Genomic DNA, 24,229 nt, shown 5'->3' with positions numbered 1-24,229 from the left:
GAGTCCCTCTCGGTGCGGCTGGAACGAAACCTCAGTATGCGGCAGCCTCGCGCCGACGCGCCAACTGGATCTCGGCCTCGCCCGGCGAGACGTTGGTGGCGAGCCCCACGGGAGACGTGTAGAAGCGTCGGCCGTCGGAGCTGACGACCTTGATGCGTGGATCGTGCCGGACGCCTTCGCGCCGCTCGACCTTGATGTCGCCGACCTCGCCCCACAACATGCCGACCCACCCCTTGTCGGCCCGCAGGCGCACGCCGTGGTCGTCGGCCACGAACAGGGGCGTGCGGGCGTCGCGCAGTCCGCGCAGGTACGTCGCCGCCACCACGACCATCACGACGACCGGGAGGACGTACAGGGGCTCTTCGCGGTCGGCGGCGAGCCAGCCGAAGCCGCCCGCCACCGCCAGGCAGACCAGGACCATCACGAGGTACAGCCCCGTGCGGCGCCTGATCTCGAAGTCCTCGTCGGTCATCAGCCCGCCTGGATGGTCGCGAGGCACTGCTCGAGCTCGTCGGGCTTGACGAGCACGTCGCGCGCCTTGGACCCCTCGCTCGGACCCACGATGCCGCGGCTCTCGAGGATGTCCATGAGGCGTCCGGCCTTGGCGAAGCCGACCCGCAGCTTGCGCTGCAGCATCGACGTGGAGCCGAACTGCGTCGTGACGCACAGCTCGATGGCCTGCAGCACGAGGTCCATGTCGTCGCCGATGTCGTCGTCGATCTCGCGCTTGGCGGCCGCCACTGCGGTGACGTCCTCGCGGTAGGTCGGCTGCAGCTGCGCCTTGCAGTGCTCGACGATCGTGTGGATCTCGGCCTCGGTGACCCATGCCCCCTGCATGCGCATGGCCTTGTTCTGGCCCATCGGCAGGAAGAGGCCGTCGCCCTGGCCCACGAGCTTCTCAGCACCTGGCTGGTCGAGGATGACGCGGCTGTCGGCGAGCGACGACGTCGCGAACGCCAGGCGGCTCGGCACGTTGGCCTTGATCAGGCCCGTCACGACATCGACTGAAGGTCTTTGGGTTGCCAAGATCAGGTGAATTCCAGCTGCTCGTGCCAGCTGAGTGATACGGACGATGGAATCCTCGACATCTCTTGGAGCAACCATCATCAGGTCGGCGAGCTCGTCGACGACCACCAGCAGGTACGGGTAGGGCGCCAGCACCCGCTCGCTCATGGGCGGCAGCTGCACCTTGCCGGCCTTGACGGCCTTGTTGAAGTCGTCAATGTGCCGGTAGCCGAAGTTGGCGAGGTCGTCGTAGCGCATGTCCATCTCGCGCACGACCCACTGCAGCGCCTCGGCGGCCTTCTTGGGATTGGTGATGATGGGCGTGATCAGGTGCGGGACGCCCTCGTAGGCCGTCAGCTCGACCCGCTTGGGGTCGACCATGATCATGCGCACCTCCTCGGGGGTGGAGCGCATGAGGATCGACGAGATCATCGAGTTGACGAAGCTCGACTTGCCCGAGCCCGTCGCGCCCGCGACCAGCAGGTGCGGCATCTTGGCGAGGTTGGCCACGACGTAGCCGCCCTCGACGTCCTTGCCGAGGCCGATGACCATCGGGTGGTGGTCGCTGCGCGCCTTGGCCGAGCGCAGGACGTCGCCGAGCGAGACCATCTCCTTGTCGACGTTGGGGATCTCGACGCCGATCGCCGACTTGCCGGGGATCGGGCTGAGGATGCGGACCTCGTTGGACGCCACGGCGTACGCGATGTTCTTGCTGAGCGCCGTGACCTTCTCGACCTTGACCGCGGGGCCGAGCTCGACCTCGTAGCGGGTGACGGTGGGTCCGCGCGTGTAGCCCGTGACGGCCGCATCGATCTGGAACTGCTCGAGCACCTCGGTGAGACGGGCGACGACGTCGTCGGACGCCTTCGAGCGCGCCTTGTGCGGCGACCCCTCGCGCAGCATCGTGCTGTCGGGCAGCGAGTAGACCACGTCGCCGGACAGCGCGAGCTGCTCGGCACGGGCCGGGATCGGCTCCATGGGCGGAAGCTCGACCTCGTGATCGTCCTCGTCCTCCTCGACCGCGGGCTCGAACGCGACGATCGGCTCGGGCTCGAACACGCGGGCCGGAGCCGGCTCGTCGTCGTCCGGGCCACCGACCAGCGGGTTGTCGTAGGGCTCGTCGCTGGTCTCGACGTCGGGGACGGTGCGCGGGTGCCGGCGCTTCTTGGGCTCGGCGACCGGCGCCGCGTCGACGTCCGGCTCGGCGTGCCGGCCGAGGGCCAGGTCACGCACCTCGCGGAGGCGGTCGGGGATCGCGTAGACGGGTGTGCTGGTCACCACCAGGAGACCGAACGCCACGACCAGCACCAGGATCGGCGAGACGACGTAGCCGGTCTTGAGCAGGTCCATCGGGATCGCGGAGAACAGGAAGCCGACGGCTCCTCCGGCCTCGCGCATCGCATCGGCGTCGCGGTCGCTCGGTCGCGGCACGCCGTGGGCGATGTGGACGAGACCGAGCACGCCGCCGCTCATGGCACCCCAGCCGAACACCTGGCGCCCGGCCGGGCCGTTGCGATCGGGATGACGCAGGGTGCGCCAGGCCACGACCATCAGCACGATGGGGACGGCCCACGCCAGCAGGCCCACGGCGCTCGACGTGACGTCGCGGACCGCGTTGCCGACCGCGCCGGGCATGTCGGACCACACCGAGCCGGCCGCGACAATGCCCAGACCGAGCAGGGCGAAGCCGACGCCGTCTCGGCGCTGCTCGGGCTCGAGGTCACGCGCCCCGTGGCCGATGCTGCGCGCGATCGCGCCCACCATGCCGGCCAGACCGAGCCACAGCGCCGTGGAGGCGCGCAGCAGCGCGATGAGGACAACGGCAAAGGGACCAGGACCGGTCTTGGCCGCGGGCTTGCGGGCAGCAGGCTTGCGGGCCTGTGGCTTGCGCTTGCTCGTGGTCGGCTTCTTGCGGGCCTGGCTGCCGGACGGCCGCTTGCGCGGCGGGGAAGTCGTTCGGGTCGCCATGGTCCAAAGGGTAAAGCACAGGTCGAAGGTTGTGCCGCAGGCACGCGGAACGCCTTCCGACCGCCGTGAGCCCGCCACCGCCGGGGCGGTGAGTTCTCCACCGTCTGACGCCGGGCGGTGCGCATGCCACCGTATGAGGCAAATATCGCGCCCAGAAGGTGGCGCAGGCACCGCCCAGGTCATTCGGTGGCGTAGGCACCGCTCCGCAGGGGGACGGTCAGGAGCGGGCGAGACGGGGGCCGGGATCTCCCCCGACGGTCGTCCAGCCACCGCGAGAGCGTGCCCGAGCACACACGAGCGTCACGAGACGCGGATCGGGCGGCCCCCCGTCGAGCAGCGGCGCGGTGACGACGTCGGCACCCGCGGCGATCATCCGCTCGTGCACGGTGCCCGGGGTCAGGACGTAGCTCGACACCACGACGCGACGTCCGTACGCGCGGGCCACGTCGACGGCGTCGACCAGCGGCGTGTCGGGGCCCCCGAGGGTGCCGACGTGCACGCGTCCGCCCCACACGGCGCTCAGCAGCCGCGCCGCCTTGCCCACGTCGGAGACCGCACGGTCGTCGGTGGCCGTGTCGGCGGCGAGCACGATCGTGTCGTCCGAGCGCGCCCCGGCCTCGAACAGGCGACGGACGCCGATCTCGGCGAGCACCCAGTCGGGCCCGAGCGGCGCGGTGACCGTCACGTCAGGGTCGAGGTGCGAGGCCTGGACGATGTCGACGCCGACCGGCCGGTCGTAGACCAGCATGAGTGGCACGATGGCCCGCGGGCCGGCAGTCTCGCCCACGACCTCGGCGATGCGCGGCTGCTGCACGTCGACGAACGCGTCGACGACGTCGAGGTCCTGGGCCTCCCGACGCACGGCGTTGACGAGTCCCGAGAACGCCGCGCGTCCGATGGGGGCCTCGGAGCCGTGCGCGCACAGGATGAGCCTGCGGTTCACCGCGGCCCCCGGGTCCGTCCGACCGCGGAACCCGAGATGTCCGCGGTGGGTGCGTCGGACCCGGGGCGCGACGCTGCCGACGGAACACCCCCGAGGGTTCCGCCGGCAGCGCGCCTCCCGCCGATCGCTCCGAGGGCCTGGCCCTGCGCCGCCGTTGCGTGAATGACATCGCTGCGCCGACCCTCGACGAAGACCCGGTGGTCCGGGGCCGCCAGGGTGCGTTCGACCAGCATGTGCACCCCCTCGACCATCGGACCAGGGTCTCCCCCATCTGCCCCACCAGCCTCATCGACGGCTGTTTCGAGGCGGTTAACGCACGGGCCGGATTTGGTTACATGTGCGCGCGGGCGCCGTGAGCCCCGCCACGGCGGACCAGTCGAGGTGCCCGGCGGCCTCGGCGAAGCGGTCGAGCACGAGCGAGACGAGCTCGTGCGCGACCTCTCCCCCGTGGAGCAGCGGGCCCGTGACGACGTCGGCACCGCACCGCCGCATGCGGTCGTAGAAGAAGCCCGGGGCCATCAGGTACGAGACGATGACGACCCGTCGCCCCGGGCGCCGCGCGTCGCGGACGACCTCGGCCATGGGCGTGCCCGATCCGCCGACGTGGCCCACCGCGACCGGAGCACCCCACGCCCGCCCCAGCCGTGCGGCGGCCTCGTCGATGCTGTGCAACGCGTCCGGGTCGGTCGACCCGGCCGAGCCCAGCACGACGACGTCGTCGCGGGTGGCGCCGGCCTGCACCAGGCGGCGCAGCATCACGTCGGTGAGACGGTCGTCCGCCCCCAGCGTGCCGGCCGCGACGACCCACTCGCGCCGAGCCGCCGAGCCGATGTCGACGCGGACGTGGAACCCCGGCGCGAGCAGGAGCGGCACGACCACGGCGAGGCCGTCGACCAGGTCGAGCGCCGTGTCGACCCGGGGCAGCTGGACGTCGACGAACGCCTCGCGCACGTCGAGGTGCGGAGCGGCCGCACCGACCGCGTCGACGAGCGCCGTGATGGCCGTCTGCGCGGCAGGGACGTCGGTGCCGTGGCTCGTCGCCACCAGGGAGATCGTCATGCCATCACCTCCGTCACGTGGTTCGCACCAGGATGCTCGCACAGCCATCGGAGCGGGGCGCTCCGAGGTGTCCGGCCCGACGTCGCTCCACGCCGACGCGTGGGTTGCGCACCGCCGACGCGCGGGTTGCGCCGGGCGGAACCCACGCCTCACGGGGGCGGAACCCACGCGTCAGCGTCAGGGGTCGGGGGCGTCCCAGGCCTCGATCGCGACGCGCACGCGCTCGATCACCTCGGCGACCCGGGCTGGGTCTCCCCCGGCCCGGCCGACCGCGACGCCGACGAGATACGTCGTCAGGGGCGCGGCCGGACGCATGATGCCGTGGGCGGCGTCGGCGGCGAGGTCGAGCACGGCATCGATGTCGAGCACCTGCTCGACCCCGAGGTCGGCAGCCAGCCCTGAGGCCCACACGGCGAGGGCGGATTCATCCATGCGGGGTCTCCTGGGTGAGTCGGTGCAGGTCGGCGGGGGTGTCGACGTCGTCGACGACGTGGGCCAGGTCGATCTCGACCAGGTCGAGGCCGCTCGTCACCCGGGTGGCCGACTGGTGGGCCAGCGGCTCGTGCGACAGCAGCGCGGACGTGAGCGCGAGCGAGCGATGGGCCGACAGCAGCGGCTGACGGCGCCCTCCGGCACCCATGGCGACGGCGCCGTCGCGGCCGGGGTGGGCCGCGAGACCCGCCAGCAGCGCGTCGACCACGTCACCCACGCGCGGCACGTCGGCCGCCACCACGACGACGTGCTCGGCGACGCCGTCACCCAGGGCGGCCAGCGCGGCCAGCCCGGCACCCATCGCGGCGGCCGGGCCCGCGAACGGCGGCTGCTCCTGCACGCGGACGACGTCGGCGGGCAGGCCAGCGGTGCCCGGCGGCGCGACCGCGACGACGCGGCGGGCGTCCGCGACGGCCGCCAAGGTGTGGGTCAGCAGCGTGCACCCGTCGACGACGACCTGGAGCTTGTCGACGCCGCCCATGCGCGACGACCGTCCACCGGCCAGCACGATCGCGTCGTAGGTGACCGGCGAGGACGGCATCGGCGGCTCAGGCCTCGATGACGACCGGCAGGATCATCGGACGACGGCGCAGGCGGCGACCCACGAACGATCCGATCACCCGGCGGATGACCTGCTGCAGCTGGCGGTTGTCGCGCGTGCCCTCCGACAGGGCCTCCTCGAGCGCGGCCACCAGCTTCGGCACGATCTCGTCGAACGCCTTGTCGTCCTCGGCGATGCCACGCGCGTGGATCTCGGGGCCCGACAGGATCTTGCCGGTGGCCGAGTCGATGACGACGACGACCGAGACGAAGCCCTCCTCGGCCAGCACGCGGCGGTCCTTGAGCTCGGAGTCGGTCAGGTCGCCGACCGAGGAGCCGTCGACGTAGACGTAGCCGACGTCGACTGCACCCGTGATGGACGCGTGGCCGTCGACGAGGTCGATGACGTAACCGTCCTCGGCTAGGATGACGTTGGGGACACCCGTCTGCGTCGCCAGCTTGGCGTTGGCGTGCAGATGACGGATCTCGCCGTGCACCGGCAGCACGTTGGTGGGCTGCACGATGTTGTAGCAGTAGAGCAGCTCGCCCGCCGAGGCGTGACCCGAGACGTGCACCAGGGCGTTGCCCTTGTGCACGACGTTGGCGCCGAGCTTGGTGAGACCGTCGATGACGCGGTAGATCGCGTTCTCGTTGCCCGGGATGAGCGACGACGCCATGAGCACCGTGTCGCCCGGCTCGAGGCTGACCTGCTGGTGGCTGTTGTTGGCCATGCGCGACAAGGCGGCCATGGGCTCGCCCTGCGAGCCGGTCGACATCAGCACCATCTTGTTCGGCGGTGCGGCGTCGATGCGGTCGACGACGACGCCGTCGGGCACGTGCAGGTAGCCCAGCTCGCGGGCGATCTGCATGTTGCGGACCATCGAGCGTCCGACGTAGGCGACCTTGCGGCCGTGCTTGGCAGCGGCGTCGATGACCTGCTGCACGCGGTGGATGTGCGAGGCGAACGAGGCGACGATGATGCGGCCCGTGCTGTTCTGGAAGACCGCGTCGACCGCCGGCGTGATGTTGCGCTCGGACGTCGTGAAGCCCGGCACCTCGGCGTTGGTGGAGTCGGTCAGGAAGAGGTCGACCCCCTCCTCGCCAAGACGTGCGAACGCGCGCAGGTCGGTGATGCGGCCGTCGAGCGGCAGCTGGTCCATCTTGAAGTCACCGGTGTGCAGCGCGACGCCGGCCGGCGTCTTGATCGCGACGGCCAGGGCGTCGGGGATCGAGTGGTTGACGGCCACGAACTCGAGCTCGAACGGCCCGAGGTCCATGATGTCGCCCTCGGAGACCTCGTACTTGGGGGCGTCCTTGAGCTTGTGCTCCTTGAGCTTGGGGTCGAGGAACGCCAGCGTCAGCTTCGAGCCGATGATCGGGATGTTGCCTCGCTCGCGCAGCAGGTAGGGCACGCCGCCGATGTGGTCCTCGTGGCCGTGCGTCAGCACGATGCCGACGACGTCCTTGAGGCGGTCACGGATGGGTCCGAAGTCGGGCAGGATCAGGTCGACGCCGGGCTGCGTCTCCTCGGGGAACAGGACGCCGCAGTCGACGATGACGATCTTGCCGCCGTACTCGAACGACGTCATGTTGCGGCCGATCTCGCCGAGTCCTCCCAGGGGGATGACGCGGAGACCGCCGTCGGGCAGTGCGGGGGGAGCGCTGAGCTCCAGGTGCATGTGGCTCATCGAGATGTTCAGCTTTCGAGTCAGTGTTGCTCAAGGAGGCCCGCAGCGACGAGGCCGTCGCGAACGATCGCGACCTCTTCGTCGGTCGCTGCAGGCAGAGGAGCACGCATCGTGCGGTTGTCGAGCACGCCGAGCAGCTGCAGGGCAGCCTTGGACGTGATCGCGCCTTGCGTGTGGTTCATCAACGCCCGGACGGCGGGCTGAAGTCGGATGTTGATCGCGCGAGCCGTCGCGAGGTCGCCGGCGTCGACGGCCGCGACCATCTCGGCGTACTGACGCCCGGCGACGTGGCTGACCACGCTGACGATGCCGGCGGCACCCATGGCGAGCCACGGGAGGTTGGCCGGGTCGTCGCCGGAGTAGATCGCGAGACCCGTCTCGTTCATGAGCCAGGCGCCGCGGTCGAGGTCGCCGACGGCGTCCTTCATCGCGACGATCAGCGGGTGGTCGGCCATGGCGACGTACGTCTGGTCGGCGATCTGGACGCCGCTGCGGCCGGGGATGTCGTAGAGCATCACGGGCGTGTCGTCACCGGCCCGGGCGACCTCGGTGAAGTGGTGGAGGATGCCCGACTGCGGGGGCTTGCTGTAGTACGGCGTGACGATCAGCAGGCCGTGTGCACCGGCCTTCTTGGCCTGCTCGGCCAGCTCGACGGAGTGCCGTGTGTCGTTGGTGCCCACCCCGGCCACCACCGTGGCCCGATCGCCGACCGCCTCGAGCACGGCGGAAAGCAGGCGTCCGTCCTCGGCGACCGTGGTGGTGGGCGACTCGCCCGTGGTGCCGCTGACGACGAGCCCGTCGTTGCCGTGGTCGACCAGGTGGGACGCCACCTTCTGGGCGGCGTCGAGGTCGAGCTCACCGTCGACGGTGAACGGCGTGACCATGGCAGTCAGCACGCGCCCGAAGGGCGCGGCCGAAGATGCGAGCGGCGACGTCATACCCACGAGGCTACCGCTTGGCGACCTCTGCCCGGCGACCGGCAGGATGGCGACATGGCAGAGGACATCTACGACGTCGACACCGCTTCGGCCCCTCGTGGCGGCGGCGTGCGCGACGTGACGCTGACCGACCGGTGGAACACGCCGCTCGGCACGCCCAACGGCGGCTACATCCTCGCGGCGATGCTGCGCGGCCTGCATGACGAGATGGGGGCCGACGACCCCATGGTCGCGGCTGTCACCTACCTGTCGTCGCCGGTGCCCGGCCCGGCCGAGATCCGCACGTCGACGATCCGGATGGGGCGGCGCGTGCAGACCGGTGCCGCGTCGTTGTGGCAGGGCGATCGGCAGGTCGCCACGATGACGGCGAGCTTCGGGCGACGCCCTGACGGCCCCAGCACGGAGCTCGGCTCGGCACCTCGGCTGCCACCGCCCGACCAGTGCGCCGACCCCCTCGACCACGGCATGCCGTCCGACGGTCTCTTCGGCCGCATCGACTACCGCCTGGCCTCGATGCCGGGCTGGGCGGCCGGCACACCGAGCGGCGATCCGTCGATCGACCTGTGGCAGCGCCTCCAGGGTGGACGCGACATCGACTTCCCGGCACTGGCGCTGCTGTGCGACTCGTTCGCTCCCCCGGTGCTCGAGCTCGGCGACGGACACCAGAAGTCGATGACGGTGCAGCTCACGGTGCACCTGCACCGTCTGCCGCGGCCCGGATGGATCGCGACCCGGCTCAGCACGCGCCACGTCGTGGACGGCTTCCACGACGAGGACTGCGAGCTGTGGGACGAGGACGGCAACCTCGTCGCCCAGAGCCGTCAGCTCGGCATCCTGCTGTAGCGCCCGTCACCGACGGACCGTGACGTCCGGTCGGCGGACGGTGTTGACTGGCACGGTGACTCGCCGATCCGTCCTCGTCCTGGTCTCCGTCGTCGCCCTGGGTGCCGGCACCATCACGTCGTCGGCTGCCGATCGGCCACGCGTGAACGCCACCGGGTACGCCATGGCGGGGTCGGCGAAGCCGTCGGACGTCACCCGCGACGGGGGCTACCTGCGGACGATCGGGATTGACGGCGTCACGCTCGACGGCCCCGCCGCCGTGACGTCCGTCGGCGCTGACGCTCAGCGCCTGCGCCGCTCGGCACAGCGGCACCGACGCAAGGCGGTGCTGCTGGTCTCCAACTACACCGACGCGCTGGGCGACTTCGACGAGCCGCTCGCGCACCGGATGCTGACGTCGCCGAGGCACCGCGCATCCGTCGTGAAGGATCTCGTGCGTGCGGCTCGCGGTTTCGACGGTGTGCAGATCGACCTCGAGTCGTTGGAGGCGCGCGACCGCGAGGGCCTGCTCGCCTTCACCCGCGAGCTCCGCGCGGCGCTGCCGGGCCGCTCGCTGTCGATGGCCGTCATGGCGAGCACGGACGACCGCGGCTACCGGGCTCGCGGCTACGACCTGGTCGCCCTGGCGGACAGCCTCGACCGGGTGGTGCTGATGGCCTACGACCAGCACGGGCCGTGGTCGTCCGCCGGGCCGATCGGCTCGCTGCCCTGGGTGCGCCGCCAGCTCGCCTACGTCGTGCAGGTGCTCCCCCGCGCCAAGGTCGACCTCGGGGTCGCGGCCTACGGCTACCAGTGGGGCGGCGGCGCCGACCAGGTCTCGGTGCCGCAGGCGCGCGCCACGGCCGGCAAGCGTGCCCGGTGGAGCGCGCGGCACGGCGAGTGGACCGCGCGGCTCCCGAACGGACGGCGCCTGTGGTGGTCCGACCGGCGGTCGCTGGTGGCGCGGGAGAAGATCGCGCGATCGGCCGGGGTCCACGGTGTGGCGATCTGGCAGATCGGCTCGTCGGGTCGTCTCCGCTAGTCCGACAGGCCCGCCGGCGCTCACCGCGACGAGTGACGGTCAGGCGCGGTCGTAGGTGACGATGTCGAAGCCGTCATGCGTCTCGCGGGACGTCTCGGGCCATCCATGCCAGTCGACGTCAGGGAACCATGCATCGCCCTCGGGCGACTGGTGCACGTGCGTCACGACCATGCGGTCGACCACGTCGGCCTCAATCGCCTCGGCGTAGACCTGCGCCCCGCCGATCAGGAACACCTCGTCGTCGAGGGAGGCGGCCGTCGCCAGCGCCGTTGCCAGGTCGCCGGCCACCTCGACGCCCTCGGACGTCCAGCCCGCGTCGCGCGTCAGGACGATCGAGGTGCGTCCGGGAAGCGGACGACCGATCGACTCGAAGGTCGTGCGTCCCATGACCATCGGGTGCCCCATGGTGAGGGCCTTGAAGTGCGAGAGGTCGCCCGTGGGCGGCCACGGCAGCTGACCGTCGCGGCCGATGACGCCGTTGTCGCCGATCGCCACGACGATCGTGACGTTCATACCGCGATCGGCGCCTTGATGAGCGGGTGCGGGTCGTAGCCCGTGACCTTGATCGAGTCGAGCGTGAAGTCGTCGATCGACGTGACGGACGGGTCGAGCCACAGCTCGGGCAGGCCGCGCGGCTCGCGGGTGAGCTGCTCGCGGGCCTGGTCGAGGTGGTTGTCGTAGAGGTGCGCGTCGCCGAGCGTGTGGACGAGGTCGCCCACCTCGAGGCCCGCGACCTGCGCGACCATGTGGGTCAGCAGCGCGTACGAGGCGATGTTGAAGGGCACGCCGAGGAACACGTCGGCCGAGCGCTGGTACATCTGGCACGAGAGCCGTGCCACCCCGTCGGCCCCGGTGGCGACGTAGAACTGGAAGAACGCGTGGCACGGCATCAGCGCCATGGCATCGAGATCGGCCACGTTCCAGGCGCTGACGACGTGACGGCGGGAGTCGGGGTTGGCCTTGATCTGCTCGATCACCTGCGCCAGCTGGTCGATGTGCTCGCCGTCGGGCGTCGGCCACGTGCGCCACTGGAAGCCGTAGACCGGCCCGAGGTCGCCGTTGCCGTCGGCCCACTCGTCCCAGATGGTCACGCCGTTGTCGCGCAGGAAGCGCGTGTTGGTGTCGCCCTTGATGAACCACAGGAGCTCGGCCACGACCGACTTGACGTGGATCTTCTTGGTCGTGACGAGCGGGAATCCCTCGGAGAGGTCGAACCGCATCTGGTGGCCGAAGACGCTGCGGGTGCCGGTGCCCGTGCGATCGCCCTTGGCGACCCCTTCGTCGAGGATGCGCTGGACGAGATCGAGGTAGGCCCGCATGACGTCACACTATCAATCGGTCGACGTGCCGGCGGTATGCCAAACTCTCCCCATGCCGAGTGTCGAGTATGAGGCGACCCCGAGAGAGGTCCGCAGCTTCGCGCTCCTGCAGATCGGCCTCACCGGCGTGCTGCTCGTGCTGCTGCTCTTCACCGTGGGCGGCACCGACGCCCCCTTCCCGCCGGTCTGGGTGACCGTCACGCTGCTGGCGCTGGTCGGAGCCGGCGCCTTCCTGGCCGAGCGCGTGTGGCTCAGCGCCTCTCCCCTGACTCCCTCGGACGATCCGGCCCAGACGCAGCGCGAGGCCGTCGGCATCTTCGCGAGCCAGACAGTGCGCAAGCTCATCTACGCCGAGACGCCGATGCTCGTCGGCGCCCTGCTGGCCATCACGGCCCCCTACGCCGCCTGGCCCATCGTCATCACCGGCTTCCCGGGGATGCTGGTCCTGACGTGGGAGGTCTACCCCAGCCCGCGCAACACCTCGCTGACCGCGGCGATGCTCGACTCGCAGGGCGCCGAGTCGCGGCTGGTCGAGAGCTTCCTCGACGCCTGACCGCGGCCGACGCGGCACGCAGGCATGACAGACTGGCGCCCTCGGGGATCAGTGGGCCCACGGCGGTAGCCAGCCGGTCCACGCGTCGTACCCCCGAGGAACCATCTCAGGAATGGAACATGCAACCGGTCGCGGGTCGGTCTGCCCCTCGGGGCGGCGTGTGCCGGGCTCTGCGGGACTTCGGGTCCCCCGCCCGTCGGACGCGATCGCCCCGCGGCCGGGTCTGATCGAGGAAAGGCCCCCATGGTCACCGTCATGACGCACGAGCGAGTCGTCCACTACCGGCACGGCCGCCTGGTCGACGTCCTCGGTCCCGGCCGGCACCGCTTCTGGACGACCGGGCACGTGTTCACGCCCGTCGACACCCGCGTGCAGGTCTTCGAGGTGCGGCCGCAGGAGATCCCGACGTCTGACGGCATCTCGGTCAAGGTCAGTGCGTCCGCCCGCGTGGCCGTGGTCGATCCGGTCGCGCACCTCGAGCACGCCGTCGATCCCCACGCGATCGTCTACGACGCCGTGAAGGCCTGGTTGCGCGACACGGTGCACCTGCACACCCTCGACGAGGTGCTCGCCGGCATCGTGGTCGAGGCCGTCCCCGACCCCATCGCTGAGGCCGCCTCGTCGGCGGGCTACGCGCTCACCGACTTCGCCGTGCGCGACGTCATCGTGCCGGCCGAGATCCGGCGCGCCGCCGAAGAGCTGGTCACCGTCCGCCAGCAGGCTCAGGTCGCGCTCGAGCGTGCCCGCGGCGAGGTGGCCGCCACGCGGGCACTGGCCAACGGTGCCAAGATCCTCGAGGACCACCCTCTGCTGGCGTCGATCCGCCTGGCCGAGACGGCCGCGAGTCATGGCGGCACGGTCGTCATCGAGCGGCCGGCAGACCGACCGGCACAGCAGCCGCTCGCATGAGCCCCACCGCCGACGTCAGCGCACGCCTGGCCTGGCCCGACGACGCGGCCGCGATGGTGCGCATCCAGCTCGCGTCGTGGCGCAGCAGCTATGCCCACCTCATCCCCGCCGACGAGCTGGCGGCGCTCGACCCCGACGAGCTGGCCGAGCGGTGGGCCGCCACCATCACCACGCCGCAGGACGCCAGGCTGCGCGTGCTGGTGGCACTCGAGCGCGCGGACGTCCGCGGCTTCGCGCTCGTGCATCCCTCGTTCGACCCCGACAGCGACCGCGTGGCCGACGGCGAGGTCGGCGAGTTCGTGGTCGACGCCGACCACCAGCGTGAAGGGCACGGGTCACGCCTGCTGCAGGCCGCGATGGACACCCTCGCCGCCGACAAGTTCACGCGCGCGGTCTGGTGGCTCAACGTCGACGACGACGCCCTGCGCGCCTTCGTGACCGAGTCCGGCTGGGCGCCCGACGGGGCGCACCGCGAGCTCGGATCGGCGACCGGCGCCACCGTCAAGCAGGTGCGCCTCCACACCAGCCTGGCATGACGACCGACCGGAGCATCATCGTCGACTCCCTCGGCGTCGGCCTCGCCACGGGCGCGTACGGCGTCTCGTTCGGGGCGATCTCGACGGCGTCCGGGCTCTCGGTGCTGCAGACGTGCGTCGTCTCGCTGCTGGTGTTCACCGGCGCCTCGCAGTTCGCGTTCGTCGGCATCGTCGCATCGGGCGGCAACCCGCTGACGGGCGCGCTGACCGCGGTGCTGCTGGGCAGCCGCAACCTGTTCTACGGCGTCAGCATGGCGCCGCGTCTCGACCTCGACCCCGCGGCCCGGCTCGCGACGGCACACTTCGTCATCGACGAGTCGACCGCGATGGGCGTCACGCGCGAGACGACGCGACAGGCACGCCTCGGCTTCTACTGGACCGGCATCTCGATCTTCGTGCTCTGGAATCTCACGACGTTCGCGGGGGCCCTGGCCGGCGACGCGATCGGCGACCCACGCACCTACGGCCTCGACGCCGCGGTGGGTGCCGCCTTCCTCGGGCTGCTGTGGCCACGGTTGGCGTCGTGGCGTGGACGTCTGGTGGCCCTGATCGGGGCTGCCGTCGCGATGGGCCTGGTGCCCCTCACGACGGCCGGGCTGCCGATCGTCATCGGCGGGGCCGTGGCCGTGCTGGCCGGCCTGCTGTGGCGTCCGGTGGCGGCATGACGACGGTGTGGGCGGGCATCGCGATCATGGTCGTCGGGTGCTTCGCCTTGAAGTACGCCGGGCTGTCGGTGCCCCCGAGCGTGCTGCAGCACCCGTTGACCGTCCGCGCCGTCGAGCTGATCCCCGCAGGCCTGCTGGGTGCACTGATCGCGGTGCAGGTGCTCGCCGACGGCAGCGCGGTGCGGGTCGACGCCCGGCTGCTCGCCCTCGGTGTCGCCGCGGTGCTGCTGGCCCTGCGCGTGCCCTTCCTGCCCATGGTCGTGGCGTCGGCGCTCGTCGCCGCCCTCGTGCGCCAGCTCTGATCCCCACCGTCCGACCGCTCCCCCAGGGCCGTGGTCTGTCCACCTGTCGGCACCCCCGACACGTGGCTCAGGCACCGCCAGGCGCGCGGCGGCGCGGGGTCAGAGGCCGAGGACGGCGTCGAGCCCCACCGTGACGCCGGGACGCGCCGAGACGCCCGACACCGCGGCCACGACACCCGGCATGAACGAGGTGCGGTCGTGCGAGTCGTGCCGGATCGTGAACGCCTCCCCCGCGCCGCCGAACAGCACCTGCTGCGACGCGACGAAGCCACGGGCCCGGACGGAGTGCACGGGGATGTCCGCCACCCGCGCACCCCGGGCGCCGTCGGGATCGGTCGTCGTGGCGTCCGGGAGCGGCGTCGAGCCGGCCGCCTCGCGGGCTGCCGCCATCAGCTCGGCCGTGCGGACGGCAGTGCCCGAGGGGGCGTCGATCTTGTCGGGGTGGTGCATCTCGATGACCTCGATCGACTCGAAGAACGGTGCGGCCGTCTCGGCGAAGCGCATCATCAAGATCGCCCCGATCGAGAAGTTCGGCACGATCAGCACGCCCGTCGCGGGCTCGTCGCCCAGCAGCGTCCGCACCGCAGCGATGCGCTCGTCGTCGAACCCGGAGGTGCCGACCACGACATGGACGCCGTGCTCGACGCACCAGGTGACGTTGTCGAGGGCGACACCGGGCTGCGTGAAGTCGAGCGCGACCTCGGCCCCCGAGGACGTGATCAGCTCGAGGGAGTCGCCTTGGTCGATCTCCGCGACGACCTCGAGGCCGTCGGTCGCGCCGATCGCGCGCACCGATTCCGATCCCATGCGCCCCTTGGCGCCCAGCACTGCCACGCGTGTCATGGCGATCAGCCTATCGGCGCGACGACCTCGGCCAGGATGCGCGCCGCGGCCGAGACCTCGGCGAACGACGTGGTCAGGGGCGAGAGCCCCAGACGGATGAGGTCGGGCTCCCTGAAGTCGGGCACCACGCCGCGCTCGACGAGGCGGTCGGCGACCGCGCGCGCGTCCGGGTGCCGCACCGTGACGTGGCTGCCACGCAGCGCCGGGTCGCGCGGCGTCACGATCTCGAGCCCGATCTCGTCGACCAGCTCGATCGCGTAGGCCGTGAGGGCCTCTGACTTGGTGCGGACCGCCTCGACGCCTGCCTCGGCGATCAGTCGAACGCCCTCCTGGACGGCGAGGAGGCCTGCGACCGGCGGCGTGCCGCTGAGCATCCGCCTGATCGTCGGCGACGACTCGTACGTGTCGGACATCGCGAACAGGTCGGCAGCGCTCCACCAGCCCGTGATGGGCTGGTGCGCCTCGGCGAGATGACGCCGTGCGACGTAGACGTAGGCGGGCGCCCCCGGGCCGCCGTTGACGTACTTGTACGTGCAGCCCACCGCGAAGTCGACCTCGGCGGCATCGAGCTCGATCGGGACGGCGCCGGCGGAGTGGCAGAGGTCCCAGATCACGACGGCACCCGCGGCGTGCACCGCCGCGGTCAGGCCGGGCAGGTCGAGCAGGGTGCCCGAGCGGTAGTCGACGTGGCTCAGCACGACGACCGCGGTGCGATCGCCGAGTGCCGCGGCCAGCACCTCGATCGTCACGTTCTCGACCAGGTCGGGCTCGAGCCACCGCACCGTCATGCCCCGGGCCGCTGCGACCGAGTCGACGAGGTAGCGGTCGGTCGGGAAGTTCGTGGCGTCGATGACGATCTCGTCGCGTCCCGGACGCAGGCCGCTGGCCGCGTGCAGCAGCTTGTAGATGCACACCGACGTCGAGTCGGCGACGACGGTCTGGCCTGCGGCGGCCCCCAGCAGCGCGGCGCCGAGCTCGTCGCCGACCGTCACCGGCAGGTCGACCCAGCTGTCGGCCCACCCGCGGATCAGGCGTCCGCCCCACTCCTCGCGCACGAAGACCGCGAGACGCTCGAGCGTCGCCCTCGGCAGCCTGCCGAGGGAGTTGCCGTCGAGGTACGCGACGAGGTCGTCGTCGATCACGAACCGGTCGCGGAAGGACGCCAGCGGGTCGGCGGCGTCGAGCTCGTGGGGGGACGTCGTCATGCGCCGATGCTCTCACGGCCGCCAACGCCGAGGGGCGGTGGACCCGCCACCGTCTGAGGCCCAAAAGGCGCTCAGAAGGTGGCGGAGCCACCGCCCCTCAGGGTGGTTCAGCGACGATCAGGCGTCGGCCGGCTCCTCGGCCGCAGCCGCGGGCTCGTCGGCCTTCTCGACGACGGGGATCAGCGAGAGCTTGCCGCGGTCGCCGAGCTCGGCGATCTCGACCTGGATCTTCTGACCGACCTTGACGACGTCCTCGACGTTGTTGACGCGCTGGCCACCGTTGAGATCGCGCAGCTTGCTGATGTGCAGCAGGCCGTCGCGACCCGGCGCCAGCGACACGAACGCACCGAAGTCGACCGTCTTGACGACGGTGCCGAGGTAGCGCTCGCCGACCTCGGGCATCGTCGGGTTGGCGATCGCGTTGATCGCGTCGCGCGCCGCCTCGGCCGCCTCGCCGTTCTCGGCGCCGACGTAGACCGTGCCATCGTCCTCGAGGGAGATGTTGGCGCCGGTCTCGTCCTGGATCTGGTTGATGATCTTGCCCTTGGGGCCGATGACCTCACCGATCTTGTCGACGGGGATCTTGATCGTGATGATCCGCGGAGCGTAGGGGCTCATCTCGTCGGGCTCGTCGATGGCCTCGGCCATGACGTCGAGGATCGCGACGCGAGCGCCGTAGGCCTGCTTGAGCGCTCCGGCCAGCACGTCGGCGGGGATGCCGTCGAGCTTGGTGTCGAGCTGCAGGGCCGTGACGAACTCGCGCGTTCCGGCGACCTTGAAGTCCATGTCGCCGAAGGCGTCCTCGGCTCCGAGGATGTCGGTCAGCGTGACGAACGTCTGCTGGCCGTCGACCTCACCGGAGATGAGACCCATCGCGATGCCGGCGACCGGCGCGCGCAGCGGGACACCCGCGTTGAGCAGACCCAGCGTCGAGGCGCAGACCGAGCCCATCGACGTCGAGCCGTTGGAGCTCAGCGCCTCGGACACCTGGCGGATCGCGTAAGGGAACTCCTCGCGCGTCGGCAGCACGGGCAGCAGCGCACGGCCCGCGAGGGCACCGTGGCCGATCTCGCGACGCTTCGGCGAGCCGACCCGGCCGGTCTCACCGGTCGAGTAGGGCGGGAAGTTGTAGTTGTGCATGTAGCGGCGCGACGTCTCGGGCGAGAGCGTGTCGAGCTTCTGCTCGAGGCCCAGCATGTTCAGCGTCGTGATGCCCATGATCTGGGTCTCGCCACGCTGGAACAGCGCGGAGCCGTGCACGCGGGGGACGATGCCGACCTCGGCGCTGAGGGCGCGGATGTCCTCGAGGCCACGGCCGTCGATGCGGACCTTGTCGCGCAGGACGCGCTCACGGATGACCGACTTGAGGACGGAGCGGACGGCGGCGCCGAGCTCCTTCTCGCGTCCGGCGAACTGCTCGCCGAGCTGGTCGATGACGTCGGCCTTGATCTCGGCCTCGCGGTCCTCGCGCTCGGCCTTGTGCAGGATCGTCGCGGCCTCGGCGAGCGGGGCCTTGGCGATGGCCTCGACGGCCTCGAACGCGTCGTCCTCGTAGTCGAGGAAGATCGGGAAGTCGCGGACCGGCTTGGCGGCGGTCGACGCGAGCTCGATCTGCGCCTCGCACAGCTGCTTGATGAACGCCTTGGCGGCCTCGAGGCCGCCGGCGACGATCTCCTCGGTCGGCGCCTGGACGCCGCTCTGGACGAGGTCCCAGGTGACCTCGGTGCTCTCGGCCTCGACCATCATGATCGCGACGTCGCCGTCGGCGGTGATGCGACCGGCGACGACCATGTCGAAGACGGCGTTCTCGAGCTGGCTGTGCGTCGGGAAGCCGACCCACTGGCCGTCGATCAGCGCGACGCGCGTGGCGCCGACCGGGCCGGTGAACGGCAGGCCCGAGATCTGCGTGGACGCCGAGGCGGCGTTGATCGCGAGCACGTCGTACGGGGTGTCGGGGTTGAGCGCGAGGACCGTGATGACGACCTGCACCTCGTTGCGCAGGCCCTTCTTGAACGTCGGGCGCAGCGGGCGGTCGATCAGGCGGCACGTGAGGATCGCGTCCTCGGAGGGACGACCCTCACGACGGAAGAACGATCCCGGGATGCGACCCGCGGCGTACATCCGCTCCTCGACGTCGATCGTCAGGGGGAAGAAGTCGAAGTGGTCCTTGGGGTGCTTGCCGGCCGTGGTGGCCGACAGCAGCATCGTGTCGTCGTCGAGGAACGCCGACACGGAGCCGGCGGCCTGCTGGGCGAGCACGCCGGTCTCGAACCGGATGCTGCGGGTGCCGAAGGCACCGTTGTCGATGACGGTCTCGACGGAGTGGAGTTCGGACATGGAAGTCCCTTCCGCAGGCGTGAGCCTGCCTGTTGGGACGAGTGCCGGACGGCGGTGGAACCATGCCGGCCTTCGATCGAGGCCTGCGGGCGGCTCGCGCTGGGCGAGCGTCCCGACGGCCACTACCGAGGACCGAGCGCGCGTGCCGTGGCTCTCGTCTGGAGTGGTGCGATGTGTTTTCTGTGCAGCTGTGGAGTTGTGCAAGAGGCGGCCACTTCGTCAGAAGTGACCGCCTCAGCGGTGCTAGCGGCGCAGGCCGAGACGCTCGATGAGCGAGCGGTAGCGCTCGATGTCGTTGTTCTGCAGGTAGTTGAGCAGGCGACGACGCTGTCCGACCAGGAGCAGCAGGCCACGACGGCTGTGGTGGTCGTGCTTGTGCTCCTGCAGGTGACCGGTCAGGTGCGCGATGCGCGCGGTCAGCAGGGCGATCTGGACCTCCGGGGATCCGGTGTCGCCGTCGCTGAGTGCGTACTGCTTGATGATGTCTTCCTTGGCGACGCCCGCAACTGTGGGCGCAGCAGTCTTCTTCGACACGTTTCTCCTTGGGGGGTTCCGTTGCACGGCGCGCCCGGGCACATCCACCGGGGCACTATCGATCCGTGGCCGATCACACGGCAGCGTCCAGACTATCAGCGGCGGAGTTCGCAGGGCCAATCGACGCTTGGGCCGCTCGCTAGCATCGCGGCATGCCTCGCGCCTCGCACCCGACCCGAACCATCGGCGCGGCCGCGGTCGCCCTGATCGCGATCCTCGCATCGGTGGCGGGCTGCACCGGTGGTGGTGGGTCCGGCGACGCACGCCCGTCCGCCACCGCTTCGTCCACGACCCCCGCTCCGGCCGACGGCACGTCGCGGACGTACGTGGCGCTCGGCGACTCCTACACGGCCGGTCCCGGCATCACGCCGCAGCAGGCCGACAGCGGCTTCTGCGGGCGCTCGACCGAGAACTGGCCGACGCGGGTCGCGGCCTCGCTCGACCTGACGCTGCGCGACCTCAGCTGCTCGGGCGCCACGACGTCCGACCTGTCCGCGACGCTCGCGTCCGGCGCCGTGCCGGCCGATGCCAGCCTGGTGACCGTCAGTGCCGGGGGCAACGACGGTGGCCTGTTCCTCTCGCTCCTTCGCGCGTGCACGGCAGGCTCGCAGCAGTGCCGCGACTTCGTGACCGGCAAGACTCCGTCGATCCTGACGCAGACGACCGACGAGCTGTCCTCGCTGCTCGGCGACGTGCGCAAGCAAGCCCCCCGTGCTCGCGTGCTGCTGGTCGGCTACCCGCGCATCGCGCCACCGTCCGGCACGTGCGACGCACTCGGCATCGCCGCCGACGACGTCACGTCGGTGCTCGACGCCGAGATGGAGCTCGAGGGAGCGCTCCAGCGGGCGGCCGCCAGCGCCGGCGTCGCATACGTCTCGCTGCGCGGGCCCTCGGTCGGGCACCACGCCTGCGCCGGCGACCAGGCCTGGACCAACGGCGTCTCCCCCACGGCCGGCGACGGCATCGTCCTGCACCCCAACGCGCGGGGCATGAAGGCCGTCGCCCACGTGGTGGCCGACGCGGCTCGCCTGCCGGCCAGCGGCTAGAGACCCAGCACGGTCCGCGTCTGATCGACGTCGGCGGCCATCTGCACGATGAGGGCCTCGACGTCGTCGAACTTCTCCATGCCGCGCAGCCGGTCGACGAGCTCGACGCGGATCGCCTCGCCGTACAGATCGAGGTCGGTGCGGTCGAGCACGTACGACTCGACGCGGCGCTCGATGCCGTCGAAGGTGGGATTGGTGCCGACCGAGATGGCAGCCGGCAGCCGCTCACCGTCCGCGCGGACCACCCAGCCCGCGTACACGCCGTCGGGCGGCACGGCATACGCCTCGTCGACCGGGACGTTGGCGGTCGGGTACCCCAGGACGCGGCCCCGCTGGTCACCCTTGCGGACCACACCGGTGATCTCGTGCGGACGGCCCAGCACCTCGGCCGCCTCGCGCATGCGACCTGCCGCCACGTGAGCACGCACCAGCGTCGACGAGTACGGCTCGGCTCCCCCGTCGAGGTCGAGAGCATCGACCGTGAAACCGGCCGCCTCACCCGCCTCGCGCAGGAACGTCGTGTCACCAGCGGCGCGGTGGCCGAACCGGAAGTTCTCGCCGACGGCGACGATCGCCGCTCGCAGCTCGTCGCGCAGCACGCGGTCGACGAACTCCTGCGGGCTCCAGGCGGCCATGTCGCGGGTGAAGTCGAGGATGCGGACCTCGTCGGCGCCGGCCGCCAGCAGCAGCTCGACGCGCCGCTCGGTGGTCGCGAGACGGCGGGGGGCGTGGTCGGGCGCGACGACCGCCAGCGGATGGGGCTCGAAGGTCACGGCGATGACCGGCAGGCCGGGCGAGAGCTCGCGGGTACGGGCGATGACGTGCTGGTGCCCGCGGTGGACGCCGTCGAAGTTGCCGACCGTCACGGAGGCCGGTGAGGTGCGCGCCGTGGTGGATGCCCCAGGGAAGTCGCGCCAGATCGTCACGGGAAAACTGTGCCACACGCCCGGCACGTCGCCGTGGCTGGTCGAACCTAAGAACTCTCTCATCGGCACCTCATGGGCTGCAGCCGCCTGCTGGGGCATCGTGGCACCCATGCACCGGACGTACCGACTCCCCGCGATCCTGCTCGCGGTCGTGGCGGTCGCGGCAGCCGCCGTGATCGGTCTGCGCCTGGCGGCCGGCGCCGACCAGGCGCCGCAGGACGACACCAGCCCCGTCGTGCTCACCCCCTCGACCCCGCCCACCCAGGCTCCCGCGCCGACCGCGGCCCCCACTCCCCTGCCCGGATCCGACGACGCCTCGGACGATGACGAGGATGACGACGATTTCTTCGACCGCTCCGTGCCGGCCCCGCGCGACTACGACGACGATGACGACGACCCGGACGATGACGACGAGTCCGACGACCGCGACGATGACTGAGTGAAGACCCCCGCCGTCCGGTCGGCGATGTCGCGCCTGTCGGTGCGACAGCGCCTCACCGCCACCATCGCGCTGCTGACCACGCTCGCCCTCGTGGTCGTCGGTCTGACTCTGTACGCCGTCGAGTCGCGCCGCATCGACCGGACGATCGAGTCGAGCCTCGTGCAGGAGACCGGCGAGTTCCGCGCGCTGCAGCAGAACGAGGTCGACCCGCAGACCCGGCAGCCGTTCGCCTCCGCCGACAGGCTGCTGCAGGTCTTCCTCGAGCGCAACCTCCCCGAGGCCCACGAGCAGCTCTTCGCCTTCCCGAGCGCCGGCAAGCCGACCTACCAGGGCGATCCCGACCCGGAGCTGCAGCGGTCGAAGGAGTTCCCGGCGCTGGTCTCCGACCTGGCGACGTCCGGCGGCACCCGGACCCTGCGGCTGGCCGGACGCCAGTACCGCATCGCGGTGCTGCCGGTCCGGGCCGGCGACGAGAAGGGCTCGTTCGTGGTGGTGCACGACGTGAGCGCCAGCCGCAGCGACCTGCGCGGCCTCATGACGACCTACGCCCTGCTGGCGGCGCTCTCGGTGGTGCTGATCGCCGGGCTGGCGTCATGGAGCGCCGGACGGCTGCTGCGTCCCGTGCGGCGGCTGCGCGAGACCGCCCAAGGCATCAGCGACGGCGACCTCAGCGCGCGGCTCGAGGTGACGGGCCACGACGACCTCTCCGACCTGCAGCGCACCTTCAACGACATGCTCGACCGGCTCGAGTCCGCCTTCGTCACCCAGCGTCAGCTGCTCGACGATGCCGGGCACGAGCTGCGCACGCCCCTGACGGTGCTGAGCGGCCATCTCGAGGTGCTCGACCTCGACGACCCCGACGACGTCGCGGCGACCCGCGAGCTCTTGATGGACGAGGTCGACCGCATGGCCCGCCTCGTCGACGACCTCCTGATGCTCGCCAAGGCCCGGCGGCCCGACTTCGTGCGTCCGCAGCCCGCCGACGTCGAGGCGCTCACGCACGGTGCCCTCGACCGGGCCCGCGCGCTGGCCGACCGCCGCTGGGTGCTCGACGGCGCGGTTCGCGCGATGCTGCCCCTCGACGGCCAGCGCATCACCCAGGCGCTGCTGCAGCTGTCGGCCAACGCCGCCAAGCACACCGTCCCCGGCGACGAGATCGGCATCGGCTCGCGCCTGCACGCCGGACGCGTCGAGCTCTGGGTGCGCGACACGGGCACCGGGGTCGACCCGGCGATCGTCCCCGAGATCTTCGACCGCTTCGCCCGCGGAGACGACTCCGACGACGGCTTCGGACTCGGGCTGTCGATCGTCAGCGCGATCGCCGAGGCCCACCACGGCGACGTCGTGCTCGACCCACCAGCATCCGGGCACGACGGCGAGCCGGCCACCGGCGCCGTCTTCCGGCTCCGCCTCCCGACAGGAGACCCGACATGAACCGCATCCTCATCGTCGAGGACGAGGCACGCATCTCCTCGTTCGTCGCCAAGGGCCTCAAGGCCGAGGGCTTCACGCCGACGGTCGTCTCCGACGGTGTCACGGGCCTCGACTACGCCCTCACCGGCGAGTTCGACCTGATCGTGCTCGACATCGGGCTGCCCGGCATGGACGGCTTCACGATCCTCGAGCGCGTCACGGTCGAGCGTCCGGCGCTGCCCGTCATCGTGCTGACGGCCCGTGACTCGGTCACCGACACGATCGCGGCGCTCGAGGGCGGCGCGGCCGACTACATGTCGAAGCCGTTCCGGTTCGGCGAGCTGCTGGCCCGGGTACGGCTGCGGCTGCGCTCCCCCGGCGAGGCCGCTCCCGACGACGAGCTGGTCGTCGGCGACGTCCGGCTCGACCTGCGGCGCCGGCGGGCGTTCGCCGGCGAGCGCGAGGTCGAGCTGTCGGCGCGCGAGATGTCGCTGGCCGAGGTGCTGCTGCGCAACCGCGGCCTGGTGCTGTCGCGCGAGCAGCTCTTGTCGCAGGTGTGGGGCTACGACTTCGACCCCGGCTCGAACGTCGTCGACGTGTACGTCGGCTACCTGCGCAAGAAGCTGGGGGCCGACCTCGTCACGACCGTCCGCGGCCTCGGCTACCGCGTCGACTGACCCGGCAGGCCGGTGGTGGGACGGC

At 71.3% G+C, this 24,229-nt stretch carries 26 protein-coding genes; 11 read left to right on the top strand and 15 right to left on the bottom strand.

The window, feature by feature from the left end:
* Positions 1 to 31: 31 nt before the first annotated feature.
* The 8 genes from DX116_RS19945 to dapA all read right to left on the bottom strand — a co-directional run bounded on the left by DX116_RS19945 (position 32) and on the right by dapA (position 8,633).
* The gene (locus DX116_RS19945; RefSeq protein ID WP_158591982.1) at positions 32 to 472 is read right to left on the bottom strand and encodes a hypothetical protein; all 441 of its coding nucleotides are present in this window, start codon (positions 470 to 472) and stop codon (positions 32 to 34) included.
* Positions 472 to 2,973: an FtsK/SpoIIIE family DNA translocase gene (locus DX116_RS11585; RefSeq protein WP_199716060.1), complete on the bottom strand. Its 2,502-nt coding sequence runs from the start codon at positions 2,971 to 2,973 to the stop codon at positions 472 to 474. The genes DX116_RS19945 and DX116_RS11585 overlap by 1 nt, the downstream gene beginning before the upstream one ends.
* A 217-nt stretch (positions 2,974 to 3,190) precedes the next feature.
* Complete coding sequence (locus tag DX116_RS11580; protein ID WP_119704428.1) at positions 3,191 to 3,916, bottom strand: sirohydrochlorin chelatase; 726 nt, start codon at positions 3,914 to 3,916, stop codon at positions 3,191 to 3,193.
* Between the two features lie 309 nt (positions 3,917 to 4,225).
* Entirely contained in the window at positions 4,226 to 4,975 is a 750-nt protein-coding gene (locus tag DX116_RS11570; RefSeq protein WP_158591981.1) for a sirohydrochlorin chelatase, read from the bottom strand.
* A gap of 177 nt (positions 4,976 to 5,152) precedes the next feature.
* Entirely contained in the window at positions 5,153 to 5,407 is a 255-nt protein-coding gene (locus tag DX116_RS11565) for a DUF6457 domain-containing protein (RefSeq protein ID WP_147393653.1), read from the bottom strand.
* Positions 5,400 to 6,008 (bottom strand): molybdenum cofactor guanylyltransferase, encoded by a 609-nt coding sequence (gene mobA, locus DX116_RS11560; RefSeq protein WP_119704424.1) that lies wholly within the window; start codon positions 6,006 to 6,008, stop codon positions 5,400 to 5,402. The genes DX116_RS11565 and mobA overlap by 8 nt, the downstream gene beginning before the upstream one ends.
* Before the next feature lie 7 nt (positions 6,009 to 6,015).
* A complete protein-coding gene (locus DX116_RS11555; RefSeq protein WP_119704423.1) occupies positions 6,016 to 7,695 on the bottom strand; it encodes a ribonuclease J in 1,680 nt (559 codons plus the stop codon).
* A 20-nt stretch (positions 7,696 to 7,715) separates the two neighbouring features.
* Complete coding sequence (dapA, locus tag DX116_RS11550; protein WP_119704422.1) at positions 7,716 to 8,633, bottom strand: 4-hydroxy-tetrahydrodipicolinate synthase; 918 nt, start codon at positions 8,631 to 8,633, stop codon at positions 7,716 to 7,718.
* Positions 8,634 to 8,687: 54 nt separating this feature from the next.
* Between dapA and DX116_RS11545 the strand changes: the two genes are divergently transcribed.
* Positions 8,688 to 9,476, top strand: a complete 789-nt coding sequence (locus tag DX116_RS11545) for a thioesterase family protein (protein ID WP_119704421.1) — start codon at positions 8,688 to 8,690, stop codon at positions 9,474 to 9,476.
* 55 nt (positions 9,477 to 9,531) lie between these two features.
* Positions 9,532 to 10,497, top strand: coding sequence for a glycosyl hydrolase family 18 protein (locus tag DX116_RS11540; protein ID WP_119704420.1), 966 nt, complete (start codon positions 9,532 to 9,534; stop codon positions 10,495 to 10,497).
* Between the two features lie 39 nt (positions 10,498 to 10,536).
* On the opposite strand, the gene DX116_RS11535 is transcribed toward DX116_RS11540, so the two are convergent.
* Both DX116_RS11535 and DX116_RS11530 read right to left on the bottom strand, forming a co-directional pair.
* Positions 10,537 to 11,010: a dihydrofolate reductase gene (locus tag DX116_RS11535; protein WP_119704419.1), complete on the bottom strand. Its 474-nt coding sequence runs from the start codon at positions 11,008 to 11,010 to the stop codon at positions 10,537 to 10,539.
* Positions 11,007 to 11,816 (bottom strand): thymidylate synthase, encoded by an 810-nt coding sequence (locus DX116_RS11530; RefSeq protein ID WP_119704418.1) that lies wholly within the window; start codon positions 11,814 to 11,816, stop codon positions 11,007 to 11,009. The genes DX116_RS11535 and DX116_RS11530 overlap by 4 nt, the downstream gene beginning before the upstream one ends.
* 52 nt (positions 11,817 to 11,868) lie before the next feature.
* Here DX116_RS11530 and DX116_RS11525 point away from each other — a divergent pair, with 52 nt between their 5' ends.
* From DX116_RS11525 to DX116_RS11505, 5 genes are all read left to right on the top strand, one after another.
* Positions 11,869 to 12,369: a hypothetical protein gene (locus tag DX116_RS11525; RefSeq protein WP_119704417.1), complete on the top strand. Its 501-nt coding sequence runs from the start codon at positions 11,869 to 11,871 to the stop codon at positions 12,367 to 12,369.
* Between the two features lie 255 nt (positions 12,370 to 12,624).
* Positions 12,625 to 13,278: a slipin family protein gene (locus DX116_RS11520; RefSeq protein ID WP_158591980.1), complete on the top strand. Its 654-nt coding sequence runs from the start codon at positions 12,625 to 12,627 to the stop codon at positions 13,276 to 13,278.
* A complete protein-coding gene (locus tag DX116_RS11515; RefSeq protein ID WP_119704415.1) occupies positions 13,275 to 13,814 on the top strand; it encodes a GNAT family N-acetyltransferase in 540 nt (179 codons plus the stop codon). Before DX116_RS11520 ends, DX116_RS11515 begins: the two co-directional genes overlap by 4 nt.
* A complete protein-coding gene (locus DX116_RS11510; RefSeq protein WP_119704414.1) occupies positions 13,811 to 14,479 on the top strand; it encodes an AzlC family ABC transporter permease in 669 nt (222 codons plus the stop codon). Before DX116_RS11515 ends, DX116_RS11510 begins: the two co-directional genes overlap by 4 nt.
* On the top strand, positions 14,476 to 14,781 hold the full coding sequence (locus DX116_RS11505) for an AzlD domain-containing protein (RefSeq protein WP_119705603.1): 306 nt from the start codon (positions 14,476 to 14,478) through the stop codon (positions 14,779 to 14,781). Before DX116_RS11510 ends, DX116_RS11505 begins: the two co-directional genes overlap by 4 nt.
* 99 nt (positions 14,782 to 14,880) lie before the next feature.
* On the opposite strand, the gene dapB is transcribed toward DX116_RS11505, so the two are convergent.
* The 4 genes from dapB to rpsO form a co-directional block, all read right to left on the bottom strand.
* The gene (gene dapB, locus DX116_RS11500) at positions 14,881 to 15,624 is read right to left on the bottom strand and encodes a 4-hydroxy-tetrahydrodipicolinate reductase (protein WP_119704413.1); all 744 of its coding nucleotides are present in this window, start codon (positions 15,622 to 15,624) and stop codon (positions 14,881 to 14,883) included.
* Positions 15,625 to 15,629: 5 nt separating this feature from the next.
* Positions 15,630 to 16,829 (bottom strand): kynureninase, encoded by a 1,200-nt coding sequence (gene kynU, locus DX116_RS11495; RefSeq protein ID WP_119704412.1) that lies wholly within the window; start codon positions 16,827 to 16,829, stop codon positions 15,630 to 15,632.
* 117 nt (positions 16,830 to 16,946) lie between these two features.
* On the bottom strand, positions 16,947 to 19,166 hold the full coding sequence (locus DX116_RS11490; protein ID WP_119704411.1) for a polyribonucleotide nucleotidyltransferase: 2,220 nt from the start codon (positions 19,164 to 19,166) through the stop codon (positions 16,947 to 16,949).
* Between the two features lie 243 nt (positions 19,167 to 19,409).
* Positions 19,410 to 19,649 (bottom strand): 30S ribosomal protein S15, encoded by a 240-nt coding sequence (gene rpsO / locus DX116_RS11485; protein WP_372490364.1) that lies wholly within the window; start codon positions 19,647 to 19,649, stop codon positions 19,410 to 19,412.
* 203 nt (positions 19,650 to 19,852) lie between these two features.
* Between rpsO and DX116_RS11480 the strand changes: the two genes are divergently transcribed.
* Complete coding sequence (locus DX116_RS11480) at positions 19,853 to 20,746, top strand: SGNH/GDSL hydrolase family protein (RefSeq protein WP_119704409.1); 894 nt, start codon at positions 19,853 to 19,855, stop codon at positions 20,744 to 20,746.
* Here DX116_RS11480 and DX116_RS11475 read toward each other — a convergent pair.
* Complete coding sequence (locus DX116_RS11475) at positions 20,743 to 21,735, bottom strand: bifunctional riboflavin kinase/FAD synthetase (RefSeq protein WP_119705602.1); 993 nt, start codon at positions 21,733 to 21,735, stop codon at positions 20,743 to 20,745. The genes DX116_RS11480 and DX116_RS11475 overlap by 4 nt on opposite strands.
* A 46-nt stretch (positions 21,736 to 21,781) precedes the next feature.
* Here DX116_RS11475 and DX116_RS11470 point away from each other — a divergent pair, with 46 nt between their 5' ends.
* Genes DX116_RS11470 through DX116_RS11460 form a run of 3 tightly spaced genes read left to right on the top strand, consistent with a single transcriptional unit; the run spans position 21,782 to position 24,204 of the window.
* Positions 21,782 to 22,111, top strand: a complete 330-nt coding sequence (locus DX116_RS11470; RefSeq protein WP_119704408.1) for a hypothetical protein — start codon at positions 21,782 to 21,784, stop codon at positions 22,109 to 22,111.
* Entirely contained in the window at positions 22,112 to 23,548 is a 1,437-nt protein-coding gene (locus DX116_RS11465) for a sensor histidine kinase (RefSeq protein ID WP_199716059.1), read from the top strand.
* Positions 23,545 to 24,204 carry a response regulator transcription factor gene (locus DX116_RS11460; RefSeq protein WP_119704407.1) on the top strand — a complete coding sequence of 220 codons (660 nt, stop codon included), beginning with the start codon at positions 23,545 to 23,547 and terminating at the stop codon, positions 24,202 to 24,204. Before DX116_RS11465 ends, DX116_RS11460 begins: the two co-directional genes overlap by 4 nt.
* Positions 24,205 to 24,229 lie beyond the last annotated feature (25 nt).

This window comes from Aeromicrobium endophyticum (assembly GCF_003586285.1).
Taxonomy (GTDB): domain Bacteria; phylum Actinomycetota; class Actinomycetes; order Propionibacteriales; family Nocardioidaceae; genus Aeromicrobium; species Aeromicrobium endophyticum.
This window is presented reverse-complemented; position numbering and strand designations above follow the sequence as displayed.

What these genes read in the sequence shown, in the direction of transcription:
- DX116_RS19945 (WP_158591982.1), bottom strand. Translation starts at nt 472, where the DNA reads ATGACCGACGAGGACTTCGAGATCAGGCGCCGCACGGGGCTGTACCTC.
- DX116_RS11585 (WP_199716060.1), bottom strand. Translation starts at nt 2,973, where the DNA reads ATGGCGACCCGAACGACTTCCCCGCCGCGCAAGCGGCCGTCCGGCAGC.
- DX116_RS11570 (WP_158591981.1), bottom strand. Translation starts at nt 4,975, where the DNA reads ATGACGATCTCCCTGGTGGCGACGAGCCACGGCACCGACGTCCCTGCC.
- DX116_RS11565 (WP_147393653.1), bottom strand. Translation starts at nt 5,407, where the DNA reads ATGGATGAATCCGCCCTCGCCGTGTGGGCCTCAGGGCTGGCTGCCGAC.
- mobA (WP_119704424.1), bottom strand. Translation starts at nt 6,008, where the DNA reads ATGCCGTCCTCGCCGGTCACCTACGACGCGATCGTGCTGGCCGGTGGA.
- DX116_RS11555 (WP_119704423.1), bottom strand. Translation starts at nt 7,695, where the DNA reads ATGAGCCACATGCACCTGGAGCTCAGCGCTCCCCCCGCACTGCCCGAC.
- dapA (WP_119704422.1), bottom strand. Translation starts at nt 8,633, where the DNA reads ATGACGTCGCCGCTCGCATCTTCGGCCGCGCCCTTCGGGCGCGTGCTG.
- DX116_RS11545 (WP_119704421.1), top strand. Translation starts at nt 8,688, where the DNA reads ATGGCAGAGGACATCTACGACGTCGACACCGCTTCGGCCCCTCGTGGC.
- DX116_RS11535 (WP_119704419.1), bottom strand. Translation starts at nt 11,010, where the DNA reads ATGAACGTCACGATCGTCGTGGCGATCGGCGACAACGGCGTCATCGGC.
- DX116_RS11530 (WP_119704418.1), bottom strand. Translation starts at nt 11,816, where the DNA reads ATGCGGGCCTACCTCGATCTCGTCCAGCGCATCCTCGACGAAGGGGTC.
- DX116_RS11525 (WP_119704417.1), top strand. Translation starts at nt 11,869, where the DNA reads ATGCCGAGTGTCGAGTATGAGGCGACCCCGAGAGAGGTCCGCAGCTTC.
- DX116_RS11520 (WP_158591980.1), top strand. Translation starts at nt 12,625, where the DNA reads ATGACGCACGAGCGAGTCGTCCACTACCGGCACGGCCGCCTGGTCGAC.
- DX116_RS11515 (WP_119704415.1), top strand. Translation starts at nt 13,275, where the DNA reads ATGAGCCCCACCGCCGACGTCAGCGCACGCCTGGCCTGGCCCGACGAC.
- DX116_RS11510 (WP_119704414.1), top strand. Translation starts at nt 13,811, where the DNA reads ATGACGACCGACCGGAGCATCATCGTCGACTCCCTCGGCGTCGGCCTC.
- DX116_RS11505 (WP_119705603.1), top strand. Translation starts at nt 14,476, where the DNA reads ATGACGACGGTGTGGGCGGGCATCGCGATCATGGTCGTCGGGTGCTTC.
- dapB (WP_119704413.1), bottom strand. Translation starts at nt 15,624, where the DNA reads ATGACACGCGTGGCAGTGCTGGGCGCCAAGGGGCGCATGGGATCGGAA.
- kynU (WP_119704412.1), bottom strand. Translation starts at nt 16,829, where the DNA reads ATGACGACGTCCCCCCACGAGCTCGACGCCGCCGACCCGCTGGCGTCC.
- DX116_RS11490 (WP_119704411.1), bottom strand. Translation starts at nt 19,166, where the DNA reads ATGTCCGAACTCCACTCCGTCGAGACCGTCATCGACAACGGTGCCTTC.
- DX116_RS11480 (WP_119704409.1), top strand. Translation starts at nt 19,853, where the DNA reads ATGCCTCGCGCCTCGCACCCGACCCGAACCATCGGCGCGGCCGCGGTC.
- DX116_RS11475 (WP_119705602.1), bottom strand. Translation starts at nt 21,735, where the DNA reads ATGAGAGAGTTCTTAGGTTCGACCAGCCACGGCGACGTGCCGGGCGTG.
- DX116_RS11470 (WP_119704408.1), top strand. Translation starts at nt 21,782, where the DNA reads ATGCACCGGACGTACCGACTCCCCGCGATCCTGCTCGCGGTCGTGGCG.
- DX116_RS11460 (WP_119704407.1), top strand. Translation starts at nt 23,545, where the DNA reads ATGAACCGCATCCTCATCGTCGAGGACGAGGCACGCATCTCCTCGTTC.